This is a genomic window from Rhizobium sp. CFBP 13726, from assembly GCF_014841925.1.
Lineage (GTDB): Bacteria > Pseudomonadota > Alphaproteobacteria > Rhizobiales > Rhizobiaceae > Neorhizobium > Neorhizobium soli.
On the sequence record NZ_JACYUU010000006.1, the window covers coordinates 24,017 to 49,524 of the forward strand.

Below are 25,508 nucleotides of genomic sequence, written 5' to 3' on the forward strand. Positions count from 1 at the left end.
GCGAAATTACTTGTCGTAGTCTTCGTCGGAAACGTGCTCGAGCCAATCGACAACCTTGCCATCCAGGTGTTCCTGGATGGCAATATGGGTCATGGCCGTCGTGGGCGACGCGCCGTGCCAATGTTTTTCACCGGGTTCGAACCAGACGACGTCTCCCGGCCGAATGTCTTCGATTTCACCACCTTCGCGCTGTACACGACCAAAGCCTGCGGTGACAATAAGCGTCTGGCCTAACGGATGCGTGTGCCAGGCAGTTCGCGCGCCTGGCTCGAAAGTGACGGCGCCGGCAGCGCCACGACGTGCATCGTTTGCCGCATAAAGCGGATCGATCCTGACCGTACCGGTGAACCAGTCCGCTGGTCCTTTCGCAGACGGCTGCGATCCAATTCTCTGGATTTTCATCTGGTGCTCCTTAATTATTTTTGGCACGCGACGTCATCCTACCCGCAGGGCGGAGTGATCGATGCGATATTGAAAAACCTCGGTTTTCCGAATGTTCTCAGACGGCGGCTCATGTTGAGCCGCCGTCTGACCACGTCAAGCAACCTCGGGGAGCCCACCAATCAGCTTGTCGAGCGTGACCGGATAGTGCCGAACACGCAAACCTGTCGCATTGTAGATGGCGTTGGCGATGGCGGCGGAAACGCCGCAGAGGCCAAGTTCGCCGATGCCCTTTGCCTTCATGGGCGATGACATCGGGTCGGTTTCGTCCATGAAGATTACTTCCTGGTGCGGAATATCCGCATGCACCGGAACTTCGTAGCCGGCCAGATCGTGGTTGACGAAGAAGCCCCGGCGGGTGTCGACCGCCAGTTCCTCGGTAAGCGCACCGCCGACACCCATGGTCATCGCGCCGATGACCTGGCTGCGTGCGGTGATCGGGTTGAGGATGCGGCCGGCTGCGCAAACTGCAAGCATGCGTCGGATGCGGGTCTCCCCGGTCGCCACGTCCACGCCGACTTCCACGAAATGCGCCCCGAAGGTAGACTGCTGGTGCGTCTCGGTGAGGTTCCCCCACTGCATCGTGTCCTCTCCCACCAAGCCTTCAGGTCCGGCGGACCCGGCAAGAGGAACCGAGCTGTTGCCGGAGCGCACCTGGCCGTCCTCGAAGACTGCATCGGCGGAATTGAAACCGAGCTTCTGAACAATCGCCTCCCGTAGCTTGACGCAGGCGGCGTATACACCTGACGTTGACGAATTGGCACCGAACTGCCCGCCGGAACCGGCCGATACGGGAAACCGCGAGTCGCCCAGTTGGACCGCGACCTTGTCGATCGTGACACCCATCATTTCGGCAGCCGTCTGGGCGATGATCGTGTAGCTGCCCGTTCCGATATCGGTCATGTCGGTTTCGACAGTGATAATCCCCTCGTTGTCCAGGCGCACCCTTGCGCCCGACGGCAGGACCATGTTGTTTCGAAAAGCGGCGGCGACCCCTGTGCCGATCAGCCAGTTGCCTTCGCGCCGTGTGCCGGGTTTGCCGCGGCCGTTCCAGCCGAATGTCTCGGCACCCAGCTTGAGGCAACCGTTGAGGTCACGGTGCGAGAAGGGGCGTTCAGGCTTTTCCGGATCGACCTGCGTGTCGTTGATGATCCGGAAGTCGACCGGGTCGAGCCCAAGCTTCTCCGCCATCTCGTCCATTGCAATTTCGAGTGCCATCAAACCCGGCGCCTCCCCCGGGGCCCGCATGGCGTTACCTTCCGGAAGATCGAGCGCTGCCAGCCGCATCGCCGTCATCCGGTTTTCACCCGCATAGAGCAAACGCGTCTGCAGCGTAGCCGCTTCCAACTGACCACCGGGCTGGTCACCCGACCAGCTTTCGTGACCGATTGCGGTGATCTTGCCGTTCTTTTCGGCGCCGATCCGGATGCGTTGCGAAGTCGCCGGACGGTGTGTGGTGTTGTTGGCCATAAAAGGTCGTGGCAACGCGACTTTCACAGGGCGCTTGGCAGCCTTCGCACCGAAAGCGGCCAGAACGGCATCAACGCGCAGGAAGAGCTTGCCGCCAAACCCGCCGCCGATGAAGGGCGACATCAAATGGATCTTCTCCTTGTCGACGCCAAGCGTCGTTGCAAGGTCGGACCGCCACCAGTCGATCATCTGGCTAGATGTCCACAGCGTCAGTTCGTCACCGTCCCACGCAGCGATCGAAGCATGTGGCTCCATCATCGAATGGGATTGGTCTGGTGTTTTGTAGGTTTCTTCCAGGGTTACGGCAGCCTCCCTGAAGGCGGCATCGAAATCGCCAACAGCGCTATCAGTTGGCGCGCCGCCGGCATCCTTCGGCTTGACCGCATCCTTGACGGCCGCCGAAAGATTGAACACGCCCTCCTCGGCCGTATAATCGACCTTTACAAGAGCAGCGGCAGCACGCGCCTGCTCAAAGGTTTCGGCTACCACCACCGCGATCGCTTGATGATAGTGCTGGATCTTGCTGCCGCCGAAGAGGTTGGCAGTATTGAACTTGCCCTTTGCGCGTTCACCGACGTCCAATGTCGTGACAACGGCGATAACGCCCGGCGACTTCTTGGCGACTGCGACGTCTATTTTGTTGATTTGCCCTTTCGCGATGGCAGCACCGACCGGATAGCCATAGGCACAGGGTGTCGTCGGATCGTGCCATTCATAGGCATACATTGCTCGCCCGGTGGCCTTCAGCTGACCATCGATGCGCTGGATCGGCTGGCCCACGACCTTGAGCTGATCGATTGGATTGGTGGTTGCTGGTGTGTCGAACTTCATGGCTCAGCCCCTCGCTTCGGCGATCACGGCACCGAGCGTACGCTCGACCAGATCGACCTTGAATCGGTTCTGCTCGGTCGGACGGGCGTCCGCGAGAAGAATGGTTGCCGTGGCGCGTGCGCCCTTGGGCAATTCGGCCTCTGCCGCTTCGACGCGCCAGGGTTTGTGGGCAACGCCACCCACTGCGACGCGACCCTTGCCATCCGGCTGGATGACGGCGGCGACGGAAATTAGCGCGAAAGCATAGGACGCTCGATCGCGAACCTTGCGGTAGATATGCTTTCCACCGAGCGGCTGCGGCAGCACGACAGCCGTGATAAATTCGCCCTGATCAAGGACCGTTTCGATCTGCGGCGTTTGGCCTGGCAGGCGATGGAATGTCGCGATTGGGACAGCGTTGCGGCTGCCATCGGCTTTGACGGTTTCGACCACGGCATCCAGTGCCCGCATGGCAATCGCCATGTCGCTTGGATGAGTTGCGATGCAGGCGTCGCTCGCGCCGACAACGGCGTGTAGGCGACTGAAGCCGCCTATGGCGGAACATCCGCTCCCAGGCTGACGCTTGTTGCAGGGATGGTTGGTGTCATAGAAGTAGGGACAGCGCGTCCGCTGCAGCAGATTTCCGGCTGTTGTCGCCTTGTTCCGCAGTTGCCCGGAAGCACCAGCTAAAAGCGCACGCGACAAAAGGCCGTAGTCGCGTCGCACGATCTCATGCGAGGCGAGATCGGTGTTGCGCACCATGGCCCCGATCCGCAGGCCGCCGTCGGCCGTGGTCTCGATCGCATCCAGCCCAAGACCGTTCACATCGATCAGGTGGGTGGGCGTCTCGATCTCGAGCTTCATCAGGTCGAGGAGATTGGTCCCGCCGGCAATAAACTTGGCTTCCCGGTTGCCGGCAGCCGTCTGCACTGCCGCCTCCACGGAGGAAGCACGCTCATAGGTAAAGGCTCTCATGCTTTGATCCCCGCAACTTCGGATATGGCGTCGAGAATATTGGAGTAGGCACCGCAGCGACAGATGTTGCCGCTCATACGTTCGCGCACTTCGTGGGCCGTCATCTGTGCCTGGGCGGTCAGGTCGCCCGTCACGTGGCTGGGGATGTTCGCCTTGATCTCTTCGATCACGGCGATAGAGGAACAGATCTGCCCGGGCGTGCAGTAGCCGCACTGGAAGCCGTCGTGCTTGACGAAGGCGGCCTGCATCGGGTGCAGATTGCCGGGTTCGCCGAGACCCTCGATCGTGGTCACCTGGTCGCCATCATGCATGACCGCAAGCGACAGGCAGGAGTTGACGCGACGGCCGTCCACCATGACGGTACAGGCACCGCACTGGCCGTGGTCGCAGCCCTTTTTCGTGCCTGTCAGGTGAAGATGCTCCCGCAGGGCATCAAGCAGCGTAGTGCGGTTGTCGACGTCGAGCTCACGTATCTCGCCGTTGACAGTGAAGGATAGTTTCGTCGTAAGGTTCATGGCTCGTCCCGCGGGCTGTGCCGCCGCTTTACCCGCGACCCCCTTCACCGCCACTGTCGCGGCTGACGAGACAAGTAAATTCCTTCGGGATATTTCCAGTTGGATTGGGTTTTGCATATCCGGCTCCACTTCGTTCTTCGGTGTTGTCGAGCGCGGGTAGACCGCACCACGGTGAAGGATAGTGGCGGGGATACAAAATGATTAGGTGGCATTCATCGCTTGGACATATCGAACCTGAACATCAATCAATTGGCGATTGGTCCTTGAGCGGCGGAGGATGCCTTGCAAGATAGTAGGCAACACGGCGAACGGAGTCGCCGCAAGTTTGACCAAAGCTGATGGGCAGTCGTGCGAGAGATGATCGCGTTCACATCGACCTCATTCGGCTGACCGATGACAAAAGCCGCTGTAGGCGAGTAGCTATCATAGGAAAATTCCGACCTGGTTGACGTAGTCGCTTTTCGCCGACTTCATCGCCTCGTCAGATATCTGGTCAAGCAACTCGGTCTTAACCCCACCGGGACTTAAAATAGTGGTGTGGATGTTATAGTCCTGCCACCTCTTGGCGGAGACCTTCGCAGAACGCCCTGACGGCAAACTTGGTGCACCCGCGACGACAGTCTAGGCCGGAAACAACAGGTGACCTGCTACTGAGGCCGTAGTGATAATATGGCCCGACTCCTGCACGCCTTCATAATGCAGCGCAGCGGCGATACGATAGAGTACGGCCTTGATGCTAACGTCAATCTTTCGGTCCCATTCATCGACATTAAGCGCTTCAAGGGCAGAAACCGGGATGATGCCCGCATTGTTGATCAGTACGTATTACCGAATTACTTTTTAGGCGGCGCAATTCTGGATGTGCACTACCCATCCTAAGCCGGAAACAAGGGCAAGCAGGCAGAATGCGCACGATTGGAAACCTGAAAATTTCACGGTGATCTCCTTCACAACGAGTAGGTCGTTGGTCGTTTTACATCGGATCCGCCAAAAGGATTAGGTCATCCAGTCCGCATACGGTTATGCGCTATTTGGACCAATCACCCATATATATGCTTGACGAGCTTTCGTTGGCACGGAATTCTTTGACTTCCACGATTTCGACGTGCGGCTCCGAACGTGATCAATGGCGACAAAGTCGAGGCCCACTTTATGCTACGGCAACATGGCAAATCGACGCTCACGAGTCACATTCCGCCTCTGACACAGGGTCGATGACGTCGCAGCGAGCGATTTCTGCTTCCAGTGCACTGCCAGTGCAGGTGCGACGGCTGGAATGGAGGCACGAAGCGGAAATTATTTCCGCTTTGGGGCCGCAAGCGGACTGTCCGATGATGGGTGCCGAACGGCGAAAACCGGACATCCACGTAAGCAGTGATGTGGTCCGCGTTCGGCCCAAAGCGGTCATTGCACGTGCCGCAAAATGCCGACCCATCGTTACCGAAGTTGTCCGTTTGGAAAATCAGCTCGCGAAGTAGCGTGTCGGCGTTGTGCCCAATGCCTTCTTGAACATGACGATAAAGGCGGTCGCGGATTCATATCCCAAGTCGCTCGAAACCCTCTGGACCGTCGCGCCGCTGGCCAGTTCACGCAACGCGACGACCAGGTGCAGTTGCCGCCGCCATCGGCCGAAGGTCAGTCCAGTTTCCTGGACCATCAGCCGCTTCAGGGACCGCTCACTCATGGCAACATGTGCCGCCCAATCCACAAGCGTGCGACGGTCACTCGGCTCCGCTATCAGGGCCGCAGTGATCGCGGCGATTTTGGGATGGCTGGACGCGGGTAGATCAAGCCCCTGTATCGGCATTTGCGTGAGTTCATCCAGCAAGACCCGCACCATACGGCCGACATGATCGTCAGCAGCAGAGTTAACCGGTACATCTGCTAGTCGAAGGATCATCTCGCGTAGCATCGGCGACACAGACAGCGTACAGCACGCCTGAGGCAGCTTGGCCGCTTCGGGTTGAACGAACAGATAGGACAGGCGTGCGTTGGACGTAACCTGGTTGCTGTGCGGCACTCCGCCGGGTATCCAGACGCCGCAGTCTGGTGGGACAATCCAGATGCCATTCTCCGTTCGGCATGTGACGGCCCCGTGCAGCGCCAAAATGAGCTGCCCTTCCTTGTGCTGGTGCTGGGGCACTTCAGCCTCATAGTCACTGAAGTCGAGACGGACAGCGAAGGCCGGACGATTCGACCGGTCGGGTTCAATGTCGTCGGAGCAGGGACGCCGTTTTGCGGATTGGCCCGATTTTGAGATCATCTGGCATTATCTCCAAATTCGTACGCACGGCGATAGTCTATTCCTGGGTGATTAACAACCGAATGGAGACTGTCATGCGAATTTCTGTCGTCGGCGCCACGGGACGAATTGGCGCCAAGCTGACCCGGACCCTGTTGAGCGCCGGGCATCAGGTCAGAGCGCTGTCGAGAGGTGGCCCAGCCTTGGACGCACTGGTCGCGCTCGGAGCCGAGCCGTTTATCGGAAGCTTCGACACAGGCGCGGGAGACCTTGACCAATTTTTCCAGGGTGCAGATGCCGCGTTCCTGATGGTGAAGACCGATTGGAACAACATCGAGGGACACTACCCCGCTGTTGCCCAGCGCTTTTTCGATGCGCTCGAAAAATCCTCCGTCAAACTGGCCGTTAGCCTGACGGCCATGGGTTCGGACGTCAAAGGGAAAACCGGCCATTTTGAAAGCTTCCACCAGTTGGACGAAAAGCTCAACCAACTCGACACTGTCAATCTGGTCCACCTGCGCGCCGCCTGGTTCATGGAGAATGTTTTGGCGTGGACGGGGCCGGTTGCCCAATACGGTCGAATTGCCTGGTTCTGCAAACCTGATTTGAAGATGCCCTGGGTGGCGACCGATGACATCGCATGGCTGGCGGCAAAGGAACTGACCAATCCGACGGGCATACACCGTGTCTATCGCGACGTCGGCTCGGAAGATATCTCGATGAACGAATTGGTCGCGATGATTGGCAAGGAGATCGGCAGGCCGGTGGAGTACCGACACATCGAGACGACCCGCAAAGACGTGGAAGCTGAATTTCTGGCGCGGTTTGGGACGCCGGAGAAATGGCAGGACGACACACTGAGTGCTGACGCTCTCAATAATGGCATCGTCAGGTTCCATGGGGAGCACGCGGATCGTCCGAAATTGCCCACGACCATGGAGGTCTTCATAGGTGATGTTTGGAAGCCGCGCTACCTGGAGGCGGTCAGAGCGGGAGACCAACGAGAGACGTTTGCCCTGTGGACCGCGCGGGACTAGCGGGAGGTCATGCTGGCTCTCTTGAATTGTGCCGGCAGTTTTCAGCCCTTACTGGGAGCTACCGCAAATTTTGTCTTGCGGTAGCTATGACTGCTATTGGCGCAACGCATGCAAGGGCGGCAGTCGGCCGATACTGTTGAAAAACTATTGGTGGTTAGCATCTCATCTGCCCCCTAGAAATTCAGCGGCCGTGACACGAACCGGCCGCCGAGATATCGTGATGCCTTTCTAGGAGACTGATGTGTGTAACTCGGTTGTGGATGGCGAAACAATTTACGAGACGCCGCGCGAGTTGGCGACGCTTGTCGGAATGGATGGCCTCGTATGGCGAGACAAAAATCCTTTTGTAAATTGGTCTGTTGGCAAAGATTGGCACGACCTCGACCTATGCCGACATCGTCAGTTCACGCTCGCCACCAGAGTCCACGCGGATGATCGCCCCTCGCGATCCGGGTGGACGTTGATTGACGGTGGCAGGTTTCCTTCACGAAACCGCGAGATGCTGAAGAAGTCCCTGATCGCCTGCTGGTTGGTCGTGACATTGTAGAGGTTGCACATGCCCGTCTCTCCGTGTCGTGCTTAGATATGCGGCCACGCTGGAGTATCAACAGCGCTTTCAATGGCTAGATGACGGCGGAGCGTCATTAACATGAAGGCGGCGTTCGGGCTCTTCCGAGTGAGACGAGGCCTTGATCTAGGGATCTTGCGCGACAGATAGCAGGCTGATCGATGGGGGAACGCATCCGATGAAGACGCTCGCAAAGGCGGTTACCGCCTCGGTTCTGGTCCTGATCCTTCAGGGTTCGGCCCCATATCTGTTGGGGACATCCGCCGTACAGGCCCAGTCGCCACCCGATGCCACCGTATCTGACGCGGCGATGGGCAAGATGAACACGTACGTCGAGTTTCTCAACCAAACCCTGCGCGCGTCCGAGTCGCTACAGCGATACGACAGTTGGGTCGACATGAAGAAGGGCCCGACCGGCAAGGAGCGCATCATCTATGGCATGTACTCTCTATACGACGTGAGAGAGTTGGCGGGCAAAGCCTTGGCTTCCGCTCAGGAAGAGCCAAAGCTGCCGGAGCTTGACGCTGCCATGACAGCCTATGTCGAGACCTACCAGCAACTGGCTCCCGTCATCGAGCGGGCGAACAAGTATTACGAGCGCCAAGACTATAAGTCGGACAAGATGGCAGACGGTAAGGCGTTCCATAAGGACATCGCTGCCCTTTCGCCCGTCTATGAAGAACGCCGGAAGACAGTGGACGCCGCATTGAGGACCGAAAAGGTCAAGCTCGACCGCGCATCGCTGCTCGCGCTCGAAAAGGCCGAGGGCAAGAAATCGCGCTGGCATGTGCGAAACGTCATGTTCCGGGCAGAGGCCGTGATGGACGTGATGCCGACAAACGAAAAGCCCGTGGTCGCCATGCCTGCATTCAGATCAGTGCTTGCCGACTACGCTCAGGCTGTCCGGGAGTTCGACGACTACGNCGTCTGTCGCTCCCCTTGCGGACCACGGATCGCTGGTTCCGGCTTCCTCACCTCCTGCGACGCATCTCCATCCCGGCAATCGCCTTGTGCCGGCGCGGAAAAACATGGCATAGCCACAGCTCGGATTGATATCATCGAGGCCTTGCAAGCCGCCTCTATATAGAGAGAGCCATGACCGTGCGCGTATTAGACGAAGCCTTCATTGCGGAACTGCCAAACTACTATCGCGGCAAGGTGCGCGATAATTACGATCTGCCTGACGGTTCGCGCATCATCATCTCGACCGACCGGATCAGTGCTTTCGATCGGATCCTGACGGCAATCCCGGATAAGGGGCACGTGCTGACGCAGACTGCCCGCTACTGGTTCGATGCAACGGCCGATATCTGCCCCAACCACGTCATCTCCTATCCGGACCCGAATGTCGTCATCGGCAAGCGGCTGGATATCCTGCCCGTCGAGATCGTCGTGCGCGGCTATCTTGCCGGCACGACCGGCACATCGCTTCTGACGCTCTATAAGAAGGGTCAGCGCCGCATGTATGGTCTCGAGCTGCCCGACGGGCTGAAGGACAACCAGGTTCTGCCGTATCCGGTGATCACCCCCACCAGCAAGGCATTCGACGGCGGTCATGACGAACCGCTGACGCCGGATGATATCATTGCGCAGGGACTGCTGACGGCCCAACAGTGGGAAACACTGTCGCGCTATGCGCTGGCATTGTTTGCTCGCGGCCAGGAACTCGCGGCAAAACGCGGCCTCATTCTTGTCGATACGAAATACGAGTTCGGCACCGACGCGGATGGTACAATCATTCTCGCCGACGAAATCCACACGCCCGACAGCAGTCGTTACTGGATTGCCGACAGCTATGACGACGCCTTTTCAACCGGCGGCCGTCCAAAAAGCTTCGACAAGGATTTCATCCGCTCTTGGGTGGTCGAACGCTGCGATCCCTACAAGGACGATATTCCGGAAATCCCGGCCGATCTGATCGAGGAAACGGCCAAGGTTTACCGAACCGCGTATGAAACGATCACGGGCGCGCGTTTCGTGCCCGATGAGTGCGGCGAGACGGTGCTGGCGCGCATTCGCAAGAACCTCGAGCCGTATTTCGGTACTTGATCAGCAGCAGTCTCCGGGCGGTATCGGCGGCACACAGTTGAGGACATCGTGCGAAGACCAAGGCGCAAGGCGGAAGAGACAAAAGCGGATATCCTGACGGCCGCCGAAGCGCTGCTCAGGAAGAAGGGTTTTGCCGGCTTTTCGATCGCCGACCTTGCAGCCGAATTGCAGATGTCGCCCGCCAATGTCTTCAAGCACTTTCAATCCAAGACGGTGCTTGCGGATGCAATCTGCGACCGGCACACCACCCGGATGATCGGTCGCTTCGACGCGAAGGACGATTCCGTCCCGGCGCCAGCGCGGCTGGGACTTGTTGCGCGCCGCCTGATGGACGCACATCTTGCCGATATCAGGGATAATCCGCTGTTTTTCGAAATGCTGGCCATGATGGCAAGTACCGACCTGCCCAGCGGCCGGCATTATCGAAAGCTCATTGAGGATCTCTTTGAAAGCGTCGTTCGCCACGGCTTCGAAACCGGGGTCTACAAGTCCGCACCGGAAAGTACCATCGGGCGGAGCGTTGCCCCTTGCTTTGCAGGGGTCCTCCACCATGTCTTTCTTATACATGCCGACGAGGCGGAGCTGCATGCCCGCTGCGACGGACTTGTCGAACTCGTGAATGCTGCACTGCAAAGCCCGCTTGCAAAGTGACGATAAGTGAATTACGTCACTTCGAGGCTGGGCTGTGGCGGTTCCGCCCCTTGCCATGCTTCCTCCCGCTTCTTGTGGGTTAACCTGTCCCTCCCGAGGAAATCCGGTTCTTCGGAATGCGCAACGACCGGCCCTGGATCCAACGATGACCCGTCGCAAACTGCTTCTCCCCCTCCTTTTCACGGTCTTGCTCGCCTCCTGCAGCGATTCCGATCAGCAGACCGCAAACGCTCCAGCCGGCGGCGCACCTCAGAAGCCGCCGCAGGCCGTCAGTGTCGTCGTCATGCAAAAGGCCGAGCGGCCGATTACCTCGATTTTGCCGGGCCGCGCCGTTGCATTCCAGACGACCCAGATCAGGCCGCGTGTGACCGGCGCCATTCGTGAGATCAGCTTCAAGGAAGGAAGCGAAGTCAAGGCGGGCGACATCCTCTATCAGATCGAGGACAATCTTTACGAGGCGACCGTCGCGCAGGCGAGAGCGAGCCTTTCCAAGGCCGAGGTCAGCATCCCGGCCGCGCAGGCAAACCTCACCCGCTACGAGCGGCTGGTCAACAGCGGCGCGACGCAGATCGAATATGAAAATGCGAAGGTCACCCTGCTGCAGGCCCAGGCCGATGTGGCGCAGGCGCAGGCCGCTCTGCAATCGGCCGAGATCGATCTCGACCTGACCAAGATCAGGGCGCCCTTCGATGGCGTCACGACCATCTCCAATGTCAGCCTCGGCAATATCGTCACCGCCAACCAGACCGACGCGCTGTCGACACTGCGCAAGCTCGATCCGATCTATATCGATCTCATCGATTCCAGCACCAATCTCCTGGAGCTTCGTGCAGCCTTTGCGTCCGGACGGGTCACCGGCGATCCTCGCAACGCCGAGATCCGATTGCGGTTGGAGGACGGCAAGGCTTACGAACCTGCCGGCAAGCTCGACATGTCGGAAATGGCTGTCAGCGAAACCACCGGCACGTTTCAGATCCGTGCCGTGTTCCCCAACCCGGACAATATCGTTCTGCCCGGCATGTATGTGCGTGCGACGGTGACGCTTGGCAACGAAAACGGCTATCTGATCCCGCAGCGTGCCGCGACCCGCAATGCCCGTGGCGAACTGACGGCGAAATTTGTTGGCGCGGATAACAAGGTGGAAACGCGGACCTTCACGGTCAGCACCACATCCGGCAACAACTGGCTGGTCACCGACGGCATCGCGGATGGCGATCGCCTGATCGTCGACGGGTTCCAGTGGATTGCCGACGCCGCCGCCGTCCAGCCCGTCGAAGTCACGGTCAACGAGCAGGGATTTACTGTCGAGAAGCCGAAGGTTGATGCGCCGAAGCCGTAGAGGTTGAGGTCCGCATCCCGCAACAACGCGAAGAACGCCGCCCCGAATACGGCAAGGAACAAGTGAATGGCCCATTACTTCATCCGGCGGCCCGTCTTCGCCTGGGTTATTGCGATCGTGATCATGCTCGGTGGTGCGCTCGCCATCACCACGCTGTCGATCTCGCAGTATCCGGATATCGCCCCGACCACGGTGCGCATTTCTGCCAGCTATAACGGCGCCAGCGCCGAAACCGTCGAGAAATCGGTGACGACGATCATCGAGGACGGCATGACCGGTCTCGATGATCTCACCTACATGAATTCGTCGTCGTCAACGGGACGCGCGACCGTCACGCTGACATTCGGCAACTCGATCATGCCTGATATCGCCCAGGTTCAGGTGCAGAACAAGTTGCAGCTGGTACAGTCGCAGCTGCCTGACGTCGTGCAGCAGTCCGGCATCGAAGTCTCGCGCTCCACCTCCAGTATCCTGATGGTCGGCGCGCTTGTGTCGTCGGACGGCAAGCGCAGTTCGGTCGATCTCGGCGACGTGTTCTCGACCCAGATCGAAGATCAGGTGAAGCGCCTGGAAGGCGTCGGCAGCATCAATATCTTCGGCTCAGGCTATGCAATGCGCGTCTGGCTCGATCCCTTCAAGCTGCAGAAATACCAGTTGACGTCGGCCGACGTCACATCCGCGATCGAAGCGCAAAATACCCAGGTGTCCGTTGGTTCGCTCGGGGCGCAGCCCGTGTCGGAAGGCCAGCAGCTGACCGTCACCATGACCGCCCAGAGCCAGCTGACCACCGTCGACGACTTCGAGCGGATCATCCTCAAAGTCGGCCAGGACGGCGCCACGGTCAGGATATCGGATATTGGCCGGGTCGAGATCGGCCAGGAAAGCTATGGTGGCAGCTCCCGCTTTAACGGCAAGCCGGCGGCGGGCTTTGCGGTCAACCTCGCGACGGGCGCCAATGCGCTTGATACCGCCGAAAGGGTAAAAACTGCCCTCAACCGGGTCGAGCCGACGCTTCCCGAAAATGTCAGCATCACCTACCCCTACGACACGACGCCGTTCGTCGAGCTGTCGATCGAAAAGGTCATTCACACGCTGATCGAAGCGATCGTTCTGGTGTTCGTGGTGCTTCTGGTCTTCCTTCAGAACCTGCGGGCAACGCTGATCCCCATGGTCGCCGTTCCGGTGGTGTTGCTCGGGACATTCGGCATCCTGGCGCTGACGGGCTATTCGATCAACACTCTCACCATGTTCGCCATGGTGCTGGCGATCGGCCTTCTCGTGGATGACGCGATCGTCGTCGTCGAGAACGTCGAGCGCATCATGGACGAGGAAGGTTTGTCTCCTCTCGAGGCGACCGAAAAGTCCATGCACGAAATTACCGGTGCCATCATCGGCATCGCGCTGGTTCTGACGGCCGTGTTTATCCCGATGGCCTTCTTCGGTGGGTCGACAGGCATCATTTATCGCCAGTTCTCGATCACGATCGTTTCCGCGATGCTGCTTTCGGCCGTGGTTGCGATCGTGCTGACGCCGGCGCTCTGCGCGACGATCCTGAAGCCGGTCAATCACGAGAAGAAGAACAAGGGTATCGGCGCCTGGTTCAACCGCGGCTTCGACAAGACGACAAACGGCTATGTCGGATCGATCGGTTATCTTCTGAAGCGGCCGCTGCGCGTCATGCTTCTTTTCGCACTGATTGTCGGCGGTTGCGGTCTGTTGTTTTCAAGGCTCCCCAGTTCCTTCCTTCCGCAGGAAGACCAGGGCGTTCTGATGGTGCTTGTCCAGACTCCCAACGGTTCGACGACCGCCAGAACCGAGGAAGTGGTCAAGCAGATCGAGTCCTTCTTCCTCAACGACGAGAAGGACAGCGTCGCTTCGGTGTTCGGTGCGATGGGCTTCAGCTTCAACGGCACCGGCCAGAACAATGCGATGATCTTTGCCAAGCTCAAGGATTTCGACGTTCGCACCGAGCCGCAGCAGGAAGCGTCCGCCGTTGTGCAGCGGGCTCAGCGCCATTTCTTCGGACTGCGTGACGCGCAGGTGTTTGCGCTTCTGCCACCAGCAATCCAGGGCCTCGGCAATTCCAGCGGCTTTTCGATGTACCTTGTCGACAGCGGCAACAACGGCAATCCCGCTTTGACGAGCGCATCGCAGCAGCTGATGCAGATTGCCGGCAGCAACCGCAATATCGGCTCGCTGCGCAGCAACTCGCAGAGAACTGAAACGCAGCTGCAGATCCTGCTCGACCAGGAGAAGCTGGGTGCGATGGGTGTCGACCTCGCTTCGGTCAATTCGATGCTGACCACCATCTTTGCCGGTCGCGACGTCAATGACTTCACGCTCGAGAACAAGCTGAAGCCCGTCTATGTGCAGGGTGATGCGCCTTACCGCATGCAGCCGGAGGACCTCAAATACTGGTTTGCCCGCAACACCGGCGGCGAGATGGTCCCGTTTTCGTCCTTCAGCACCGTCCAGTGGAACACGGGCACGCCGCAGCTTGCGCGGTTCAACGGCGTCAGTGCCATATCGCTTGACGGCGCGACCGGCGCCGGCGTCAGCACCGGTCAGTCCATGGACGAGATGGAGAAGCTGACTGCGGCATTGCCGGGTGGCTACTCCGTGGCCTGGCAGGGCATCTCCTATCAGGAACGGTTGTCTGGCTCCCAGGCTCCCATGCTTTACGGCCTGTCCGTTCTGATCGTATTCCTCTGCCTTGCGGCACTTTATGAAAGCTGGTCGATTCCGTTCTCGGTCATTCTCGCGGTTCCGATCGGCGTCCTTGGCGCATTGGCTGCAGCCTATCTGCTTGGCCAGTCGAACGACGTCTATTTCAAGGTCGGTCTTTTGACGACGATCGGATTGGCGGCGAAGAACGCCATCCTGATCGTCGAATTCGCCAAGGATCGTCAGGAGACAGGTATGGGCGTGCTCGAAGCGACCCTCGAGGCCGCAAGATTGCGCCTTCGTCCGATCATCATGACGTCGCTCGCATTCATTCTCGGCGTGGTACCACTTGCGATCGCAACGGGTGCCGGCTCTGCCGCTCAGAACGCCATCGGCATCGGCGTGCTGGGTGGTATGCTTTCTGCAACACTGCTCGGAATTTTCTTCGTTCCGTCCTTCTTTGTTGTTGTGCGCCGGTTATCAAAGCGTGAAAAACAAGTGAAGACAGTGTGAATCTGTTAACGGATTGCCAGCATCGAATCGCCGCTCGTCTGAGCGGGAGGCTGTGCAGTGATTTGCTCCGCTGTTCGCGGGGCCCCATTCTTAAGCGTTTCGGGACAAAGATATGACATCCATTCGCGTAGCCGCCCCTCTCGTCATGCTCCTCCTTTCCGGCTGCGTGGTCGGACCGAACCATCAGGCGCCGGAAGTGTCCCTTCCTTCGAAGTTTGCCGAGGGTGCGCAGACGAGCAATGGCGACGTTTCCATGAAGGCTTGGTGGACGGCGTTTTCCGACACGCGCCTGAACGGCTACATGCAGACGGGCCTGTCGCAGAACCTCAGCGTTCTTCAGGCCCTGGAACGCATCAACCAGGCCCAGGCGTCCGTCGTCAGTGCCGGCGCCGGCGGTCTTCCGTCGCTCGATATCGATGCGCAGGGCGAGCGTAGCGGCACGAAGGACATCGGCGGGCGGCTCGGTCCAACATCGACCGCTCCGCAATCATCCGCCGTCGGTGGAGCCAGCGCGTCCTGGTTCCTGGATCTGTTCGGCCTTTACCGCCGCAGCAAGGAATCGGCTCTTGCCAGTCTCGACGCCGCCTATGCAAGCGTCGACGTTGCGCGCCTGAGCCTGCTTTCGCAGGTTGCCGCAGCCTATATCGATGTTCGCTACTATCAGGAGCGTATCGCGATCACCAAAAAGAACCTCGGTTCTCGCCGTGAAACGCTTGATCTCACCAAGCTTCAGCTGGAAGCCGGTGCTGCCTCCAGACTGGATGTTGTTCAGGCCGAAGGTCTTGTGAACTCGACACTGTCAGAGCTGCCAGGTCTCGAGACCCAGTATCGCACCGCGGCGCATCGCATCGCGACGCTTCTCGGCATGCCGGCGTCCACACTGCTTCCTGAACTGCAGCGCGGTGCCCGCCAGCCGGTCGCCCGCTACAGCACCAAGACCGGCATTCCCGCCGACCTGATCCGCAATCGACCTGACATTCGTGCGTCCGAACGGCAGCTTGCCGCAGCCGTTGCGCAGATCGGCGTTGCCGAAGCACAGCTCTATCCGGCGATTACGCTCGGTGGCTCCATTTCGCCATCCTACACCCGCGTTGCCGGAAGCGGCGAAAGTGGCATCCTGTCCTGGTCCTTCGGTCCGGCCTTGTCTCTTCCGATCTTCGACGGCGGCGCCCTGCGTGCCAACGTCAAGTCGTCCGAATCGTCAGCCCGCGAAGCCTATCTGTCCTGGAAGCAGACGGTTCTCGATGCCGTTGAGGAAGTCGAGAACGCGCTTGCCGCCGTTGCCCGCGATGGCCGCACCGTGGCAGCGCTCCGTGCGACCGTGAAATCCTACGAGGAAGCTCTGCAGCTCGCAACCGCAAGCTATCGTGATGGCGCCTCCTCGCTGCTCGACGTTCTCGACGCACAGCGCGAAGTCTCCACCGCCCAGGCAAGCCTGGCCCAGGCCGTACAGCAGATGGCGCAGGACTATGTCTCGCTCAACGTCGCACTCGGTGGCGGTTATGCCTTCGGATCACCGACGGCGCAGGTGGCCTCTGCCAAGCTGGTTCTGAAAAACTAAACAGCGAAACAGGATGGACCAGCCGGTTCGCCGGCCCTTTTCTTCTCGCGGGATCGCCAGACAACAAAAAACCTCCGAAGCCTGCGGCTCGGAGGTTTTTTTTATGCTCGAATGAAGCCTGATGCTTCGATCAGTTCTTGGCGCGCTCGACGTAGGAATTGTCTTCCGTGGCAATGACGACGCGGGTGCCGGTATCAACATGCGGCGGAACGGCCGTGCGGATGCCGTTCGACAGGATCGCCGGCTTGTAGGAGGACGATGCTGTCTGTCCCTTCGTGACCGGCTCTGTCTCGACGATCTCGAGCGTGACGTGACGCGGCAGCTGCAGCGCGAGCGCGATACCTTCATGCATAGACAGGACGCAGGTCATGCCTTCCTGCAGATACGCCTTCTGGTCGCCCATCGTATCCACGTCCACGACGATCTGATCGTAGTTTTCCGGGTTCATGAAGTGGAAGCCTTCGCCGTCTTCATAGAGGAACTGGAAGTTGACGTCTTCGACGAAGGCGCGCTCGACCTGTTCCGTGGTGCGCCAGCGTTCCGACACCTTCACGCCGTCAACGATGCGACGCATGTTGACCTGGGTCACCGGAGTGCCCTTGCCGGGGTGGAAGTTCTCGGCGGTGAGAACCACATAGAGCTTGCCGTCGACGTCGATGACGTTACCCTTGCGGACGGAAGATGCGATGACCTTGACCATTTGAATTCCTTGTTGGCGTGCCGGCTTGTAACTGCCGGGAATGCGTCGTAGAGGACCGGGCGATAACCGGCCTGAAGGACGGATGATCTGTTTTCCGGGCAACTACCGCAAAAACGCGCAAAGTGGAAGCCTTGCGGGCAAGAACCCGCGAAGAAAGCCGAAATGAGCCTGTTTCACTCCGAAGCCCGATCTGCCCCGTGGTGGACACCGGAAACCCACGCCGACCGGCGGCCTTTCCTGATGGGCCGCAACGCGCTTCAAACGGCGCTGCGGGGTTTCTTCGGCAAAGCGGATTTCATCGAGGTCGACACTGCGACATTGCAGGTATCGCCCGGCAACGAAACCCACCTTCATGCTTTCGCGACGCAAGCGCTGACGATCGATGGCCGCGCAGCGCCGCTTTACCTGCACACCTCGCCGGAATTTGCCGCAAAGAAGCTGCTTGCAGCCGGCGAGAAGCGCATCTTCACCTTCGCGCATGTCTATCGCAACCGGGAGCGCGGACCGCTGCACCACCCGGAATTCACCATGCTGGAATGGTACCGGGTTGGTGAAAACTACGAGCAGCTGATGGCCGACTGCGCCGACATGCTGAAGCTTGCCGCCGAGACCACGGGCACGAAGCAATTCTCGTTTCGTGGCATGAAAACCGACCCCTTTGCCGAACCTGAGATCGTGACGCTGGCGGAGGCGTTTCTCCGCTACGCCGGGATCGATCTGCTTTCGTCCGTGCAAACCGATGGCGCGACCGATCGCGACGCGCTCGCAGCCGAACTGACCCGCACCGGCCATCGGGTTTCGGATGACGATACCTGGGCGGATCTGTTCAGCAAGGTTCTCGTCGAAAAGATCGAACCGCATCTCGGTCAGGGCCGGGCGACGATCCTCTGCGAGTATCCCATCTCGGAAGCAGCCCTCGCCCGACCCTCGGCCCGCGATCCCCGCGTTGCCGAACGCTTCGAGCTGTACGCATGCGGCGTGGAACTGGCGAATGCTTTCGGCGAACTCACCGATGCGGCCGAACAGCGCCGCCGGTTCGAGCACGACATGGCGGAGAAAGCGCGCATCTACGGCGAGACCTATCCGATCGACGAGGATTTCCTGTCAGCGCTTTCGATCATGCCGCAGGCGAGCGGCGCAGCACTGGGCTTTGATCGCCTGGCGATGCTCGCAACCGGCGCGACCCGCATCGACCAGGTCCTGTGGGCGCCCGTCGCCGAGGTTCTGCCGTGAGCGTCGCGCGTACCTTGAAAACGCCCGAGGAACTGGCCGATGCAGGTCTGATTGCGCAAGACCGTCTCGACGGCATCCGTGCCGTCGCCGGCAGTTACGCGATCGCGCTGACGCCGACGGTCGTTTCGCTGATCGACCCGACCGATGACGCCGATCCGATTGCACGACAGTTCGTGCCCGACGCGGCCGAGCTTGTCAGCACGCCGGACGAGCGGGCCGATCCGATCGGCGACGCGGCGCATAGTCCGGTCAAAGGCATCGTCCACCGCTACCCGGACCGCGTCCTTCTGAAGGCCGTGCACATCTGTCCTGTTTATTGCCGTTTCTGCTTTCGCCGTGAAATGGTTGGCCCGCAGGGCGATGGAACGCTTTCGCCGGACGAACTAACGGCCGCGCTCGACTACATCCGCACTCATGAGGAAATTTGGGAAGTCATTCTGACCGGCGGCGATCCGCTTGTCCTGTCTCCGCGCCGGCTTTCCGTGATCATGGTTGGATTGGCTGAAATCGAGCATGTCAAAATCGTGCGCTTTCATACGCGCGTGCCGGCGGTCGAGCCCGAGAGGGTGGATGCGCCGATGATTGCGGCGCTGAAGGAAAGCGGCAAGACAATCTATGTGGCGCTCCACGCCAACCATCCCCGCGAAATGACTGAGGACGCGCGGGCTGCCTGCGCAAGGCTGGTTGACGCCGGCTTTGCGATGGTCAGCCAGACGGTCCTGCTCAAAGGCATCAACGACGATCCGAAAGTGCTCGGCGACCTGATGAAGGCTTTCGTCGAAACGCGCATCAAACCCTATTACCTGCACCATCCGGACCTGGCGCCAGGCACAGGCCATTTCCGGATCGATATCGCCGAGGGCCAGCGAATCGTTTCGGCTCTGCGCGGCACCATTTCCGGACTTTGCCAGCCGACTTACGTGCTTGATATTCCAGGCGGCCACGGCAAGGCGGTCATCGGCGAAAGCGCTGCGCGCCCTGAAGGCGGCTGCTACTCCGTCAGCGATTTTCGCGGCAACGAACACACCTATCCACCGACGTGAATTGCGTCCGCGTTCTGTGATTCACGTGAAATATTGACGGCTTACCGCCCGCAGGAAGCATTTTCCGACATCGCTTTCAGAAGCGTTGCCATCTGCGGCTTGTCGACCGTGCGAACCGGCTGGATGTTGAGGATCTCGTCTTCCGGCCACCAGTCACCGGCTGCCCAATAGGCCCAGCCCAGCCACGCATCCGGGTTGCTCTCGACGACCTTGACCATATCGACCAATGCCGACTGGCATTCCGGCTGGCGCGGAACGGCAAATTCACCCAGCAGGCCGCGCCGGTTGTTCTGCTTCAACCAGGTGCCGACGTCGGAGAGCGCCTTGACCGCATCGGCGGCACGCGAGCATTCGTCATTCTTGCCGGAGAAATCCTGGTCAAGATACTGGTGCACCTCGAAAACGTAATTGTTCTGCGGGTCGACGATCGCCGACATCGCGGCAGCGTTGGTGGTGCCGTAATCCCCGGCAGACCAGCTATGGGCGCCGGTCCAGGCCGTGCCGGGAACAAGGATCAGACTGGCGGACCCGGCCTGCCGGATGGCTGCGATCGCACCGTTGGCGGCGGACACCCAGTCTTCGGCTGCAATACCATGCGGTTCGTTCATCAGACCGAACGCAATGTCTGCTTCTGTGCCAAACCGTACCGAAAGCCTGCGCCAAAAGTCGGCGAACGCGCTTTGCGGAACGTTGTCCGTCCCGATCAGATCACCCTTGTAGCGCGCGTAGTTGTGCGGATCGAGAATAACGACCATCCCGGCTTTGCGTACAAGCTCGACAGTAGCCGCAAGCCGCTTGGCCTCAGCCCGATCGAACGACGCATAGAGCTTGGGCTGCAGCCTTTCCCATAGAAATGGCAGCCGAACGGCTGTGAAGCCCTTGCTTGCAAAATAGCGGATCGTTTCGGCGGAAGGGTAAGTGTAGCCTTTACCGTAGGCATCGCCAACCTTACCGAATTCGGCACCGGCGAGATTGATGCCCCGCATACAGGTCGTGGCAGCGGAAACCGGCTGCGTCGCGAGACTGGCCGCACCGATCAAGGCGATTCCCCTCAAGGCAATGCTTCTGAGGTTTCTACCCAACCAGGCCTTACCCTGAAACCGCCCCGCATATCTAGCCACCAGCATTCCTCCCGTATCTTACAAAATCCGACGAAATAAATATTCGAAAATATTGAATGACAAATGCGCGGCGGACCAAGCACCGCGACGGTGATCAACGCGTGAAAGGCGCAAAAGGACCGGAATTTTTGACGTCCTTGCCTAAGCTGCCGTTTGTAAGGGTGGAACGTTCCATTGCTTTGAGCCGGAACGGAAAAACGCCTCCGTATTTCTGTTCTTTCCTGCGCCTTCGGATATGGTCCGCCGGCGTGGTTATGTCTACAAGGATCTCCGCCAAGTGCAGACCAAGGAGTTATCGATGAAGAGCTATGTACTGACCGTTACCTGCCGTTCCACGCGTGGCATCGTCGCCGCGCTTTCCGGCTTTCTGGCGGAACAGGGCTGCAACATCATCGATAGCTCGCAGTTCGACGATCTGGATACCGGACGCTTCTTCATGCGCGTCTCGTTCATTTCCGAAGAAGGCGTCGGTCGCCCGGCAATTGCCGAAGGCCTCGAGCCGATCGCCGAAAAGTTCGAGATGGAGTGGGACATCTTCGATACCGAAGAACGCATGAAGGTGCTTCTGATGGTGTCGCGATTCGGCCATTGCCTCAACGACCTTCTCTACCGCTGGAAGATCGGCGCGCTGCCGATCGATATCGTCGGCGTCGTCTCCAACCACTTCGAATACCAGAAGCAGGTGGTCAACAACGATATCCCCTTCCACCACATCAAGGTGACGAAGGAAAACAAGCCGCAGGCCGAGGCCCAGTTGCTTGATGTCGTCGAGGCAAGCGGTGCCGAACTGGTGGTTCTGGCCCGTTACATGCAGGTTCTGTCGGATCAGCTGTGCCAGAAAATGTCGGGCAAGATCATCAACATCCACCACTCCTTCCTGCCCAGCTTCAAGGGTGCCAACCCTTACAAGCAGGCCTACCAGCGCGGCGTGAAGCTGATCGGTGCGACCGCTCACTACGTCACCGCCGATCTCGACGAAGGCCCGATCATCGAGCAGGACACGGTGCGCATTACCCACGCGCAATCGCCCGACGATTATGTCTCGCTTGGCCGTGATGTGGAGAGCCAGGTTCTGGCCCGCGCGATCCATGCGCATATCCACCACCGAACCTTCATCAACGGCAATCGCACGGTGGTCTTCCCGCCGAGCCCCGGCTCCTACGCCTCCGAGCGTATGGGTTAATCCATCCGAGTCATCTAATGCTTTGATCCGACTGTCGGTTTACCGACGGTCGGCGCAGCGCCGGATAACAACGTGTCACAATAACTTTAGCCGGTCTCATCTTGTCGCAGACGAGGCCCGCACCTATTTCCTGGCTTGTCGAAGGACAGGCCATCGCGAATGAAATTTCACATTTCCGCCGCGATACTGTCATCAGACAGAAAAATATTCCCTTTAAAAGGATTTTCGTTGATCGCATTCTGCGAGTCACCTAAAGTCCACTTTCGATCGACGGACGTTATCCGTCGGCATTTTACGCAACGCCATGAGGGAGAGTGACATGATTAAACCTGCTTACGTCGCCGCCTACGGTCGGTTCGCGTATAAGATGCTAGGCACGGAGCGTAGCTCCCTTCCGTGCTGTCGAATGTAGACCTTTCAGTTCTTTCGTTCCTGAAAATCCATTCGCCAGTGCTGCGCTTTAGGCAGCAAACGCGGGAGCATGCCATGCAAAAGCAAGTTATAGAATTCGGCGGCGAGCCCGTCGGTATCGTTATCCCGGATGAAGACCGGTTGAAATTCATTGCCGTGAAGTTTCACGTCATCGATCTCGATGAGCAGCGTTTCAATTCGCCCGACGAAGTGAAACTGGCCATCCGTGACCTGGTGCGTGCACGCGCCCAGGCACCGACGGCGCTTGCCTGATCAAACCTGATCGTCGAGACAGAAAAGCCGCCCTTGAGGCGGCTTTTCTATGTAAGGCATCACGGATCAGAACGCCGTGAACGTCATCGTCGTCAGCGACCGCTCGATACCTGGAATGGAGGCGATCTTCTCGTTGACGAAGCGGCCGATTTCATCGTCGCCGCTGATATAGACTTTCAGAAGCAGGTCCCAGTCACCGCTGGTGGAATAGAGTTCGGAAGCCAGCTCGGTCTTGTAGATCGCATCGGCGACCTCGTAGGTCTTGCCGGGCTTGCAGCGAAGCTGGACGAATATCGGTTTCATCAGGGTCTTCCCGTCGGTCGGTCAAAACAATAACAAGTCTCACGGACTATTGGCCGATAGCGCCCATGATCGCAAGTGACCGGTCGCCATCCGCTTCGATCTCCCGCGAGATCCAGTCGCGAAAGACGGCAAGCGGCGGGTAGGTTGCGCGGTCGGGTGGATAGGCGAGATAATATTGTCCCGTCCCCATCGATCCCCCGGCAACCGCCTCCACCAGCAGCCCCTGTTGCAGTTCGCGCTCGATCAGAAAGCGCGGAAGCAGCGCCGTGCCAAGGCCCGCCACGGCCGCCTCGACCATGGTCGCGAACTGATCAAACAACATGCCATGCAGTGCGCCGAACTCGGTTGCCGCTGTGCGGAACCACGTCTCCCAGGCATCCGGCCGGCTGTTGAGGTGAAGCAGCGGCGCATGCACCAGATCACCGGGTGCCCGAATGGCGTGCTTCCTTAGGAAATCCGGGCTGCAGGCCGGGATCACATCCTCGTCCATCAGGAATGTCAGGGCAGCACCCGGCCAGCGCGCCGAGCCGAAATGGATCGCCGCATCCAGCGTATCGAACCGGAAGTCGAACGGCTCCAGCCGGGTGGTCAGGTTGACGACGACGCCGGGGTGAAGATCGAGAAACCGGCCGATCCTTGGCGTGAGCCAGCGCGTGCCGAAAAACGGCAGGATGCCGAGATTGAGCGTTCCACCGGACGGATTGGCCCGAAGGTTCAGCGACGCATTGGAAATCCGCCGCAACGCCTCGCGCACCTCGCGTGCATAGGCATCGCCGGCAAGCGTCAGCCGAATCGTTTGCCGCTCGCGCAGGAACAGCGCCACGCCCAGCTGTTTCTCCAGCGCCGAGATCTGGCGGCTGACGGCGCTCTGCGTCAGGCCGAGTTCGTTCGCCGCCGCAGTGACGCTGCCACTGCGAGCCGCCGCCTCGAAGGCGGCGAGAAGCGAAAACGATGGAAGAAACCGTCTTGGCGGGAGCATTGTCATTCCTCCCGCGAATGACCTGTTGAGATTATGTCGATATTCATCGGGAAACGGGTTCTGTAAAGTCTGCAAAACATAAAGTGCGAGAACTTTCGATGCTCGACGACCAGCGCTCCCACGGCCTCTGGGAAAGAACCGCTCCTGCGGCTCCTTCCACTCTTCCTCTGAGAGGATCAACGTCGTCGGACGTGGTGATCGTCGGCGGCGGTTACACCGGTCTCTCCGCGGCCTTGCATCTGGCGGAACGCGGTGTCGACGTGGTTCTCCTCGAGGCCGCCGAGATCGGCTTTGGCGGTGCCGGCCGCAATGTCGGGCTGATTAATGCCGGCATGTGGGTCATGCCCGACGATTTTCCGAAAGAACTCGGCGATCTCTACGGCGAGCGGGCGCTCGACCTGCTCGGCAACGGCCCCTACCTCGTCCGCGAACTGATCGAGAAGCACGCCATCGCCTGCGAGCTCGAAACCAACGGCACGCTTCACTGCGCTGTTGGTGACAAGGGACTGCGGGAACTGGAGGAGCGCGCGCGCCAGTGGCAAAAGCGCGGTGCCCCGGTTACCCTGCTGGATGCCGCAGAGACCGAACGCCGGATCGGCACAAACGCCTATTCGGGCGCGCTTCTCGACATGCGCGCCGGCACGCTTCAGCCGCTCGCCTATGCCCGCGGCCTTGCCCATGCGGCGATCAAGGCCGGGGCCAAAATTCACACAGGCAGCGCCGTCATCGAAACGTCCGAAGCCGATGGCAAGAAGATCGTCAAGACTGCTGACGGCGAAGTTCACGCCCACTGGATCATCGTATCGACCGACGCCTACAGCACCGGCCCGTGGGCGCAGATACGGCGCGAACAGGTGCACCTGCCCTATTTCAACCTGGCAACAAAGCCGCTGTCCGCCAACCTGCGCGGATCGGTTCTGCCCAATTGCGAAGGCTGCTGGGATACGAAGGAAGTCCTGTCCTCCTTCCGGATGGACCAAGCCGGCCGCCTCGTCTTCGGGTCCGTCGGCGCATTGCGCGGAACAGGCCTCGACATCCACAAATCCTGGGCGCGGCGGTCGCTGAAGCGGCTGTTTCCGCAGCTCGGCGACGTGGAATTCGAGGCCGAATGGTATGGCAAGATCGGCATGACCGACAACGCCCTGCCGCGCTTCCACAAATTCGGCCGCAACGTCATCGGCTTTTCCGGCTATAACGGTCGCGGCATCTCGCCGGGCACCAATTTCGGTAAGGTTCTTGCCCGCCATATCCTTGGCGAGATCACCGAGGAAGACCTGCCGCTGCCGCTGACCACGGTCATGGAACCAGGCTTTCGCACCATCAAGGAAGCCTATTACGAGGCCGGCGCTCAGATCGCTCATTTCACGGGCGAACGCTTCTGACCCAGAACGAATATCGGCGCACCTGTTGTCAAACCGGCGCCGATT

General features: G+C 59.6%; 23 protein-coding genes. 12 read left to right on the forward strand and 11 right to left on the reverse strand.

From position 1 onward, the window contains the following. Window positions 1-6: 6 nt before the first annotated feature. The 6 genes from IFT66_RS20955 to IFT66_RS20980 form a co-directional block, all read right to left on the reverse strand. Window positions 7-402, reverse strand: a complete 396-nt coding sequence (locus IFT66_RS20955; protein ID WP_192078814.1) for a (R)-mandelonitrile lyase — start codon at window positions 400-402, stop codon at window positions 7-9. A 135-nt stretch (window positions 403-537) separates the two neighbouring features. Then, window positions 538-2,742, reverse strand: coding sequence for an aldehyde oxidoreductase molybdenum-binding subunit PaoC (gene paoC, locus IFT66_RS20960; RefSeq protein ID WP_192078815.1), 2,205 nt, complete (start codon window positions 2,740-2,742; stop codon window positions 538-540). Window positions 2,743-2,745: 3 nt separating this feature from the next. Next, window positions 2,746-3,696, reverse strand: coding sequence for an FAD binding domain-containing protein (locus tag IFT66_RS20965; protein ID WP_192078816.1), 951 nt, complete (start codon window positions 3,694-3,696; stop codon window positions 2,746-2,748). Continuing rightward, window positions 3,693-4,328 carry an aldehyde dehydrogenase iron-sulfur subunit PaoA gene (gene paoA, locus IFT66_RS20970; RefSeq protein WP_192078817.1) on the reverse strand — a complete coding sequence of 212 codons (636 nt, stop codon included), beginning with the start codon at window positions 4,326-4,328 and terminating at the stop codon, window positions 3,693-3,695. Before paoA ends, IFT66_RS20965 begins: the two co-directional genes overlap by 4 nt. A 504-nt stretch (window positions 4,329-4,832) precedes the next feature. Beyond that, a complete protein-coding gene (locus IFT66_RS23970; RefSeq protein WP_192078938.1) occupies window positions 4,833-5,030 on the reverse strand; it encodes an SDR family NAD(P)-dependent oxidoreductase in 198 nt (65 codons plus the stop codon). A gap of 643 nt (window positions 5,031-5,673) precedes the next feature. Continuing rightward, window positions 5,674-6,474, reverse strand: a complete 801-nt coding sequence (locus IFT66_RS20980; protein ID WP_192078818.1) for an AraC family transcriptional regulator — start codon at window positions 6,472-6,474, stop codon at window positions 5,674-5,676. A gap of 74 nt (window positions 6,475-6,548) precedes the next feature. Here IFT66_RS20980 and IFT66_RS20985 point away from each other — a divergent pair, with 74 nt between their 5' ends. Continuing rightward, on the forward strand, window positions 6,549-7,490 hold the full coding sequence (locus IFT66_RS20985) for an NmrA family NAD(P)-binding protein (RefSeq protein WP_192078819.1): 942 nt from the start codon (window positions 6,549-6,551) through the stop codon (window positions 7,488-7,490). A gap of 399 nt (window positions 7,491-7,889) precedes the next feature. Here the strand turns inward: IFT66_RS20985 and IFT66_RS20990 are convergent, their stop codons facing one another. Further along, window positions 7,890-8,048: a hypothetical protein gene (locus IFT66_RS20990; RefSeq protein ID WP_192078820.1), complete on the reverse strand. Its 159-nt coding sequence runs from the start codon at window positions 8,046-8,048 to the stop codon at window positions 7,890-7,892. 329 nt (window positions 8,049-8,377) lie between these two features. Between IFT66_RS20990 and IFT66_RS23975 the strand changes: the two genes are divergently transcribed. From IFT66_RS23975 to IFT66_RS21020, 6 genes are all read left to right on the forward strand, one after another. Further along, window positions 8,378-8,981 (forward strand): DUF3829 domain-containing protein (locus IFT66_RS23975; protein ID WP_446737946.1); only part of this gene is annotated, 604 nt, incomplete at its 3' end. Window positions 8,982-9,159: 178 nt separating this feature from the next. Next, window positions 9,160-10,107 (forward strand): phosphoribosylaminoimidazolesuccinocarboxamide synthase, encoded by a 948-nt coding sequence (locus IFT66_RS21000; protein ID WP_192078939.1) that lies wholly within the window; start codon window positions 9,160-9,162, stop codon window positions 10,105-10,107. A gap of 48 nt (window positions 10,108-10,155) precedes the next feature. Beyond that, complete coding sequence (locus IFT66_RS21005) at window positions 10,156-10,758, forward strand: TetR/AcrR family transcriptional regulator (RefSeq protein WP_062463649.1); 603 nt, start codon at window positions 10,156-10,158, stop codon at window positions 10,756-10,758. Window positions 10,759-10,903: 145 nt separating this feature from the next. After that, a complete protein-coding gene (locus IFT66_RS21010; protein WP_062463646.1) occupies window positions 10,904-12,097 on the forward strand; it encodes an efflux RND transporter periplasmic adaptor subunit in 1,194 nt (397 codons plus the stop codon). A gap of 66 nt (window positions 12,098-12,163) precedes the next feature. Beyond that, window positions 12,164-15,274 carry an efflux RND transporter permease subunit gene (locus IFT66_RS21015; RefSeq protein WP_192078822.1) on the forward strand — a complete coding sequence of 1,037 codons (3,111 nt, stop codon included), beginning with the start codon at window positions 12,164-12,166 and terminating at the stop codon, window positions 15,272-15,274. A 112-nt stretch (window positions 15,275-15,386) separates the two neighbouring features. Further along, window positions 15,387-16,835: an efflux transporter outer membrane subunit gene (locus IFT66_RS21020; RefSeq protein WP_062463641.1), complete on the forward strand. Its 1,449-nt coding sequence runs from the start codon at window positions 15,387-15,389 to the stop codon at window positions 16,833-16,835. Window positions 16,836-16,965: 130 nt separating this feature from the next. Here IFT66_RS21020 and efp read toward each other — a convergent pair whose 3' ends face one another. Next, window positions 16,966-17,535 (reverse strand): elongation factor P, encoded by a 570-nt coding sequence (gene efp, locus IFT66_RS21025; RefSeq protein WP_062463637.1) that lies wholly within the window; start codon window positions 17,533-17,535, stop codon window positions 16,966-16,968. Window positions 17,536-17,697: 162 nt separating this feature from the next. On the opposite strand from efp, the gene epmA reads away from it, so the two are divergent. Both epmA and IFT66_RS21035 read left to right on the forward strand, forming a co-directional pair. Then, a complete protein-coding gene (epmA, locus tag IFT66_RS21030) occupies window positions 17,698-18,768 on the forward strand; it encodes an EF-P lysine aminoacylase EpmA (RefSeq protein ID WP_192078823.1) in 1,071 nt (356 codons plus the stop codon). Continuing rightward, window positions 18,765-19,811 (forward strand): lysine-2,3-aminomutase-like protein, encoded by a 1,047-nt coding sequence (locus IFT66_RS21035; RefSeq protein ID WP_113112105.1) that lies wholly within the window; start codon window positions 18,765-18,767, stop codon window positions 19,809-19,811. The genes epmA and IFT66_RS21035 overlap by 4 nt, the downstream gene beginning before the upstream one ends. A 41-nt stretch (window positions 19,812-19,852) precedes the next feature. Here IFT66_RS21035 and IFT66_RS21040 read toward each other — a convergent pair whose 3' ends face one another. Next, the gene (locus IFT66_RS21040) at window positions 19,853-20,932 is read right to left on the reverse strand and encodes a glycoside hydrolase family 5 protein (RefSeq protein ID WP_342344804.1); all 1,080 of its coding nucleotides are present in this window, start codon (window positions 20,930-20,932) and stop codon (window positions 19,853-19,855) included. 298 nt (window positions 20,933-21,230) lie between these two features. Here IFT66_RS21040 and purU point away from each other — a divergent pair, with 298 nt between their 5' ends. Next, window positions 21,231-22,115: a formyltetrahydrofolate deformylase gene (gene purU, locus IFT66_RS21045; RefSeq protein WP_062577168.1), complete on the forward strand. Its 885-nt coding sequence runs from the start codon at window positions 21,231-21,233 to the stop codon at window positions 22,113-22,115. A gap of 486 nt (window positions 22,116-22,601) precedes the next feature. Continuing rightward, complete coding sequence (locus IFT66_RS21050; RefSeq protein ID WP_062576904.1) at window positions 22,602-22,799, forward strand: hypothetical protein; 198 nt, start codon at window positions 22,602-22,604, stop codon at window positions 22,797-22,799. Window positions 22,800-22,865: 66 nt separating this feature from the next. Here the strand turns inward: IFT66_RS21050 and IFT66_RS21055 are convergent, their stop codons facing one another. Both IFT66_RS21055 and IFT66_RS21060 read right to left on the reverse strand, forming a co-directional pair. Beyond that, complete coding sequence (locus IFT66_RS21055; RefSeq protein WP_062463623.1) at window positions 22,866-23,102, reverse strand: Lrp/AsnC ligand binding domain-containing protein; 237 nt, start codon at window positions 23,100-23,102, stop codon at window positions 22,866-22,868. A gap of 46 nt (window positions 23,103-23,148) precedes the next feature. Beyond that, window positions 23,149-24,087 (reverse strand): LysR family transcriptional regulator, encoded by a 939-nt coding sequence (locus IFT66_RS21060; protein ID WP_192078824.1) that lies wholly within the window; start codon window positions 24,085-24,087, stop codon window positions 23,149-23,151. Between the two features lie 92 nt (window positions 24,088-24,179). Between IFT66_RS21060 and IFT66_RS21065 the strand changes: the two genes are divergently transcribed. After that, the gene (locus IFT66_RS21065; RefSeq protein ID WP_192078825.1) at window positions 24,180-25,463 is read left to right on the forward strand and encodes an NAD(P)/FAD-dependent oxidoreductase; all 1,284 of its coding nucleotides are present in this window, start codon (window positions 24,180-24,182) and stop codon (window positions 25,461-25,463) included. Window positions 25,464-25,508: the final 45 nt, after the last annotated feature.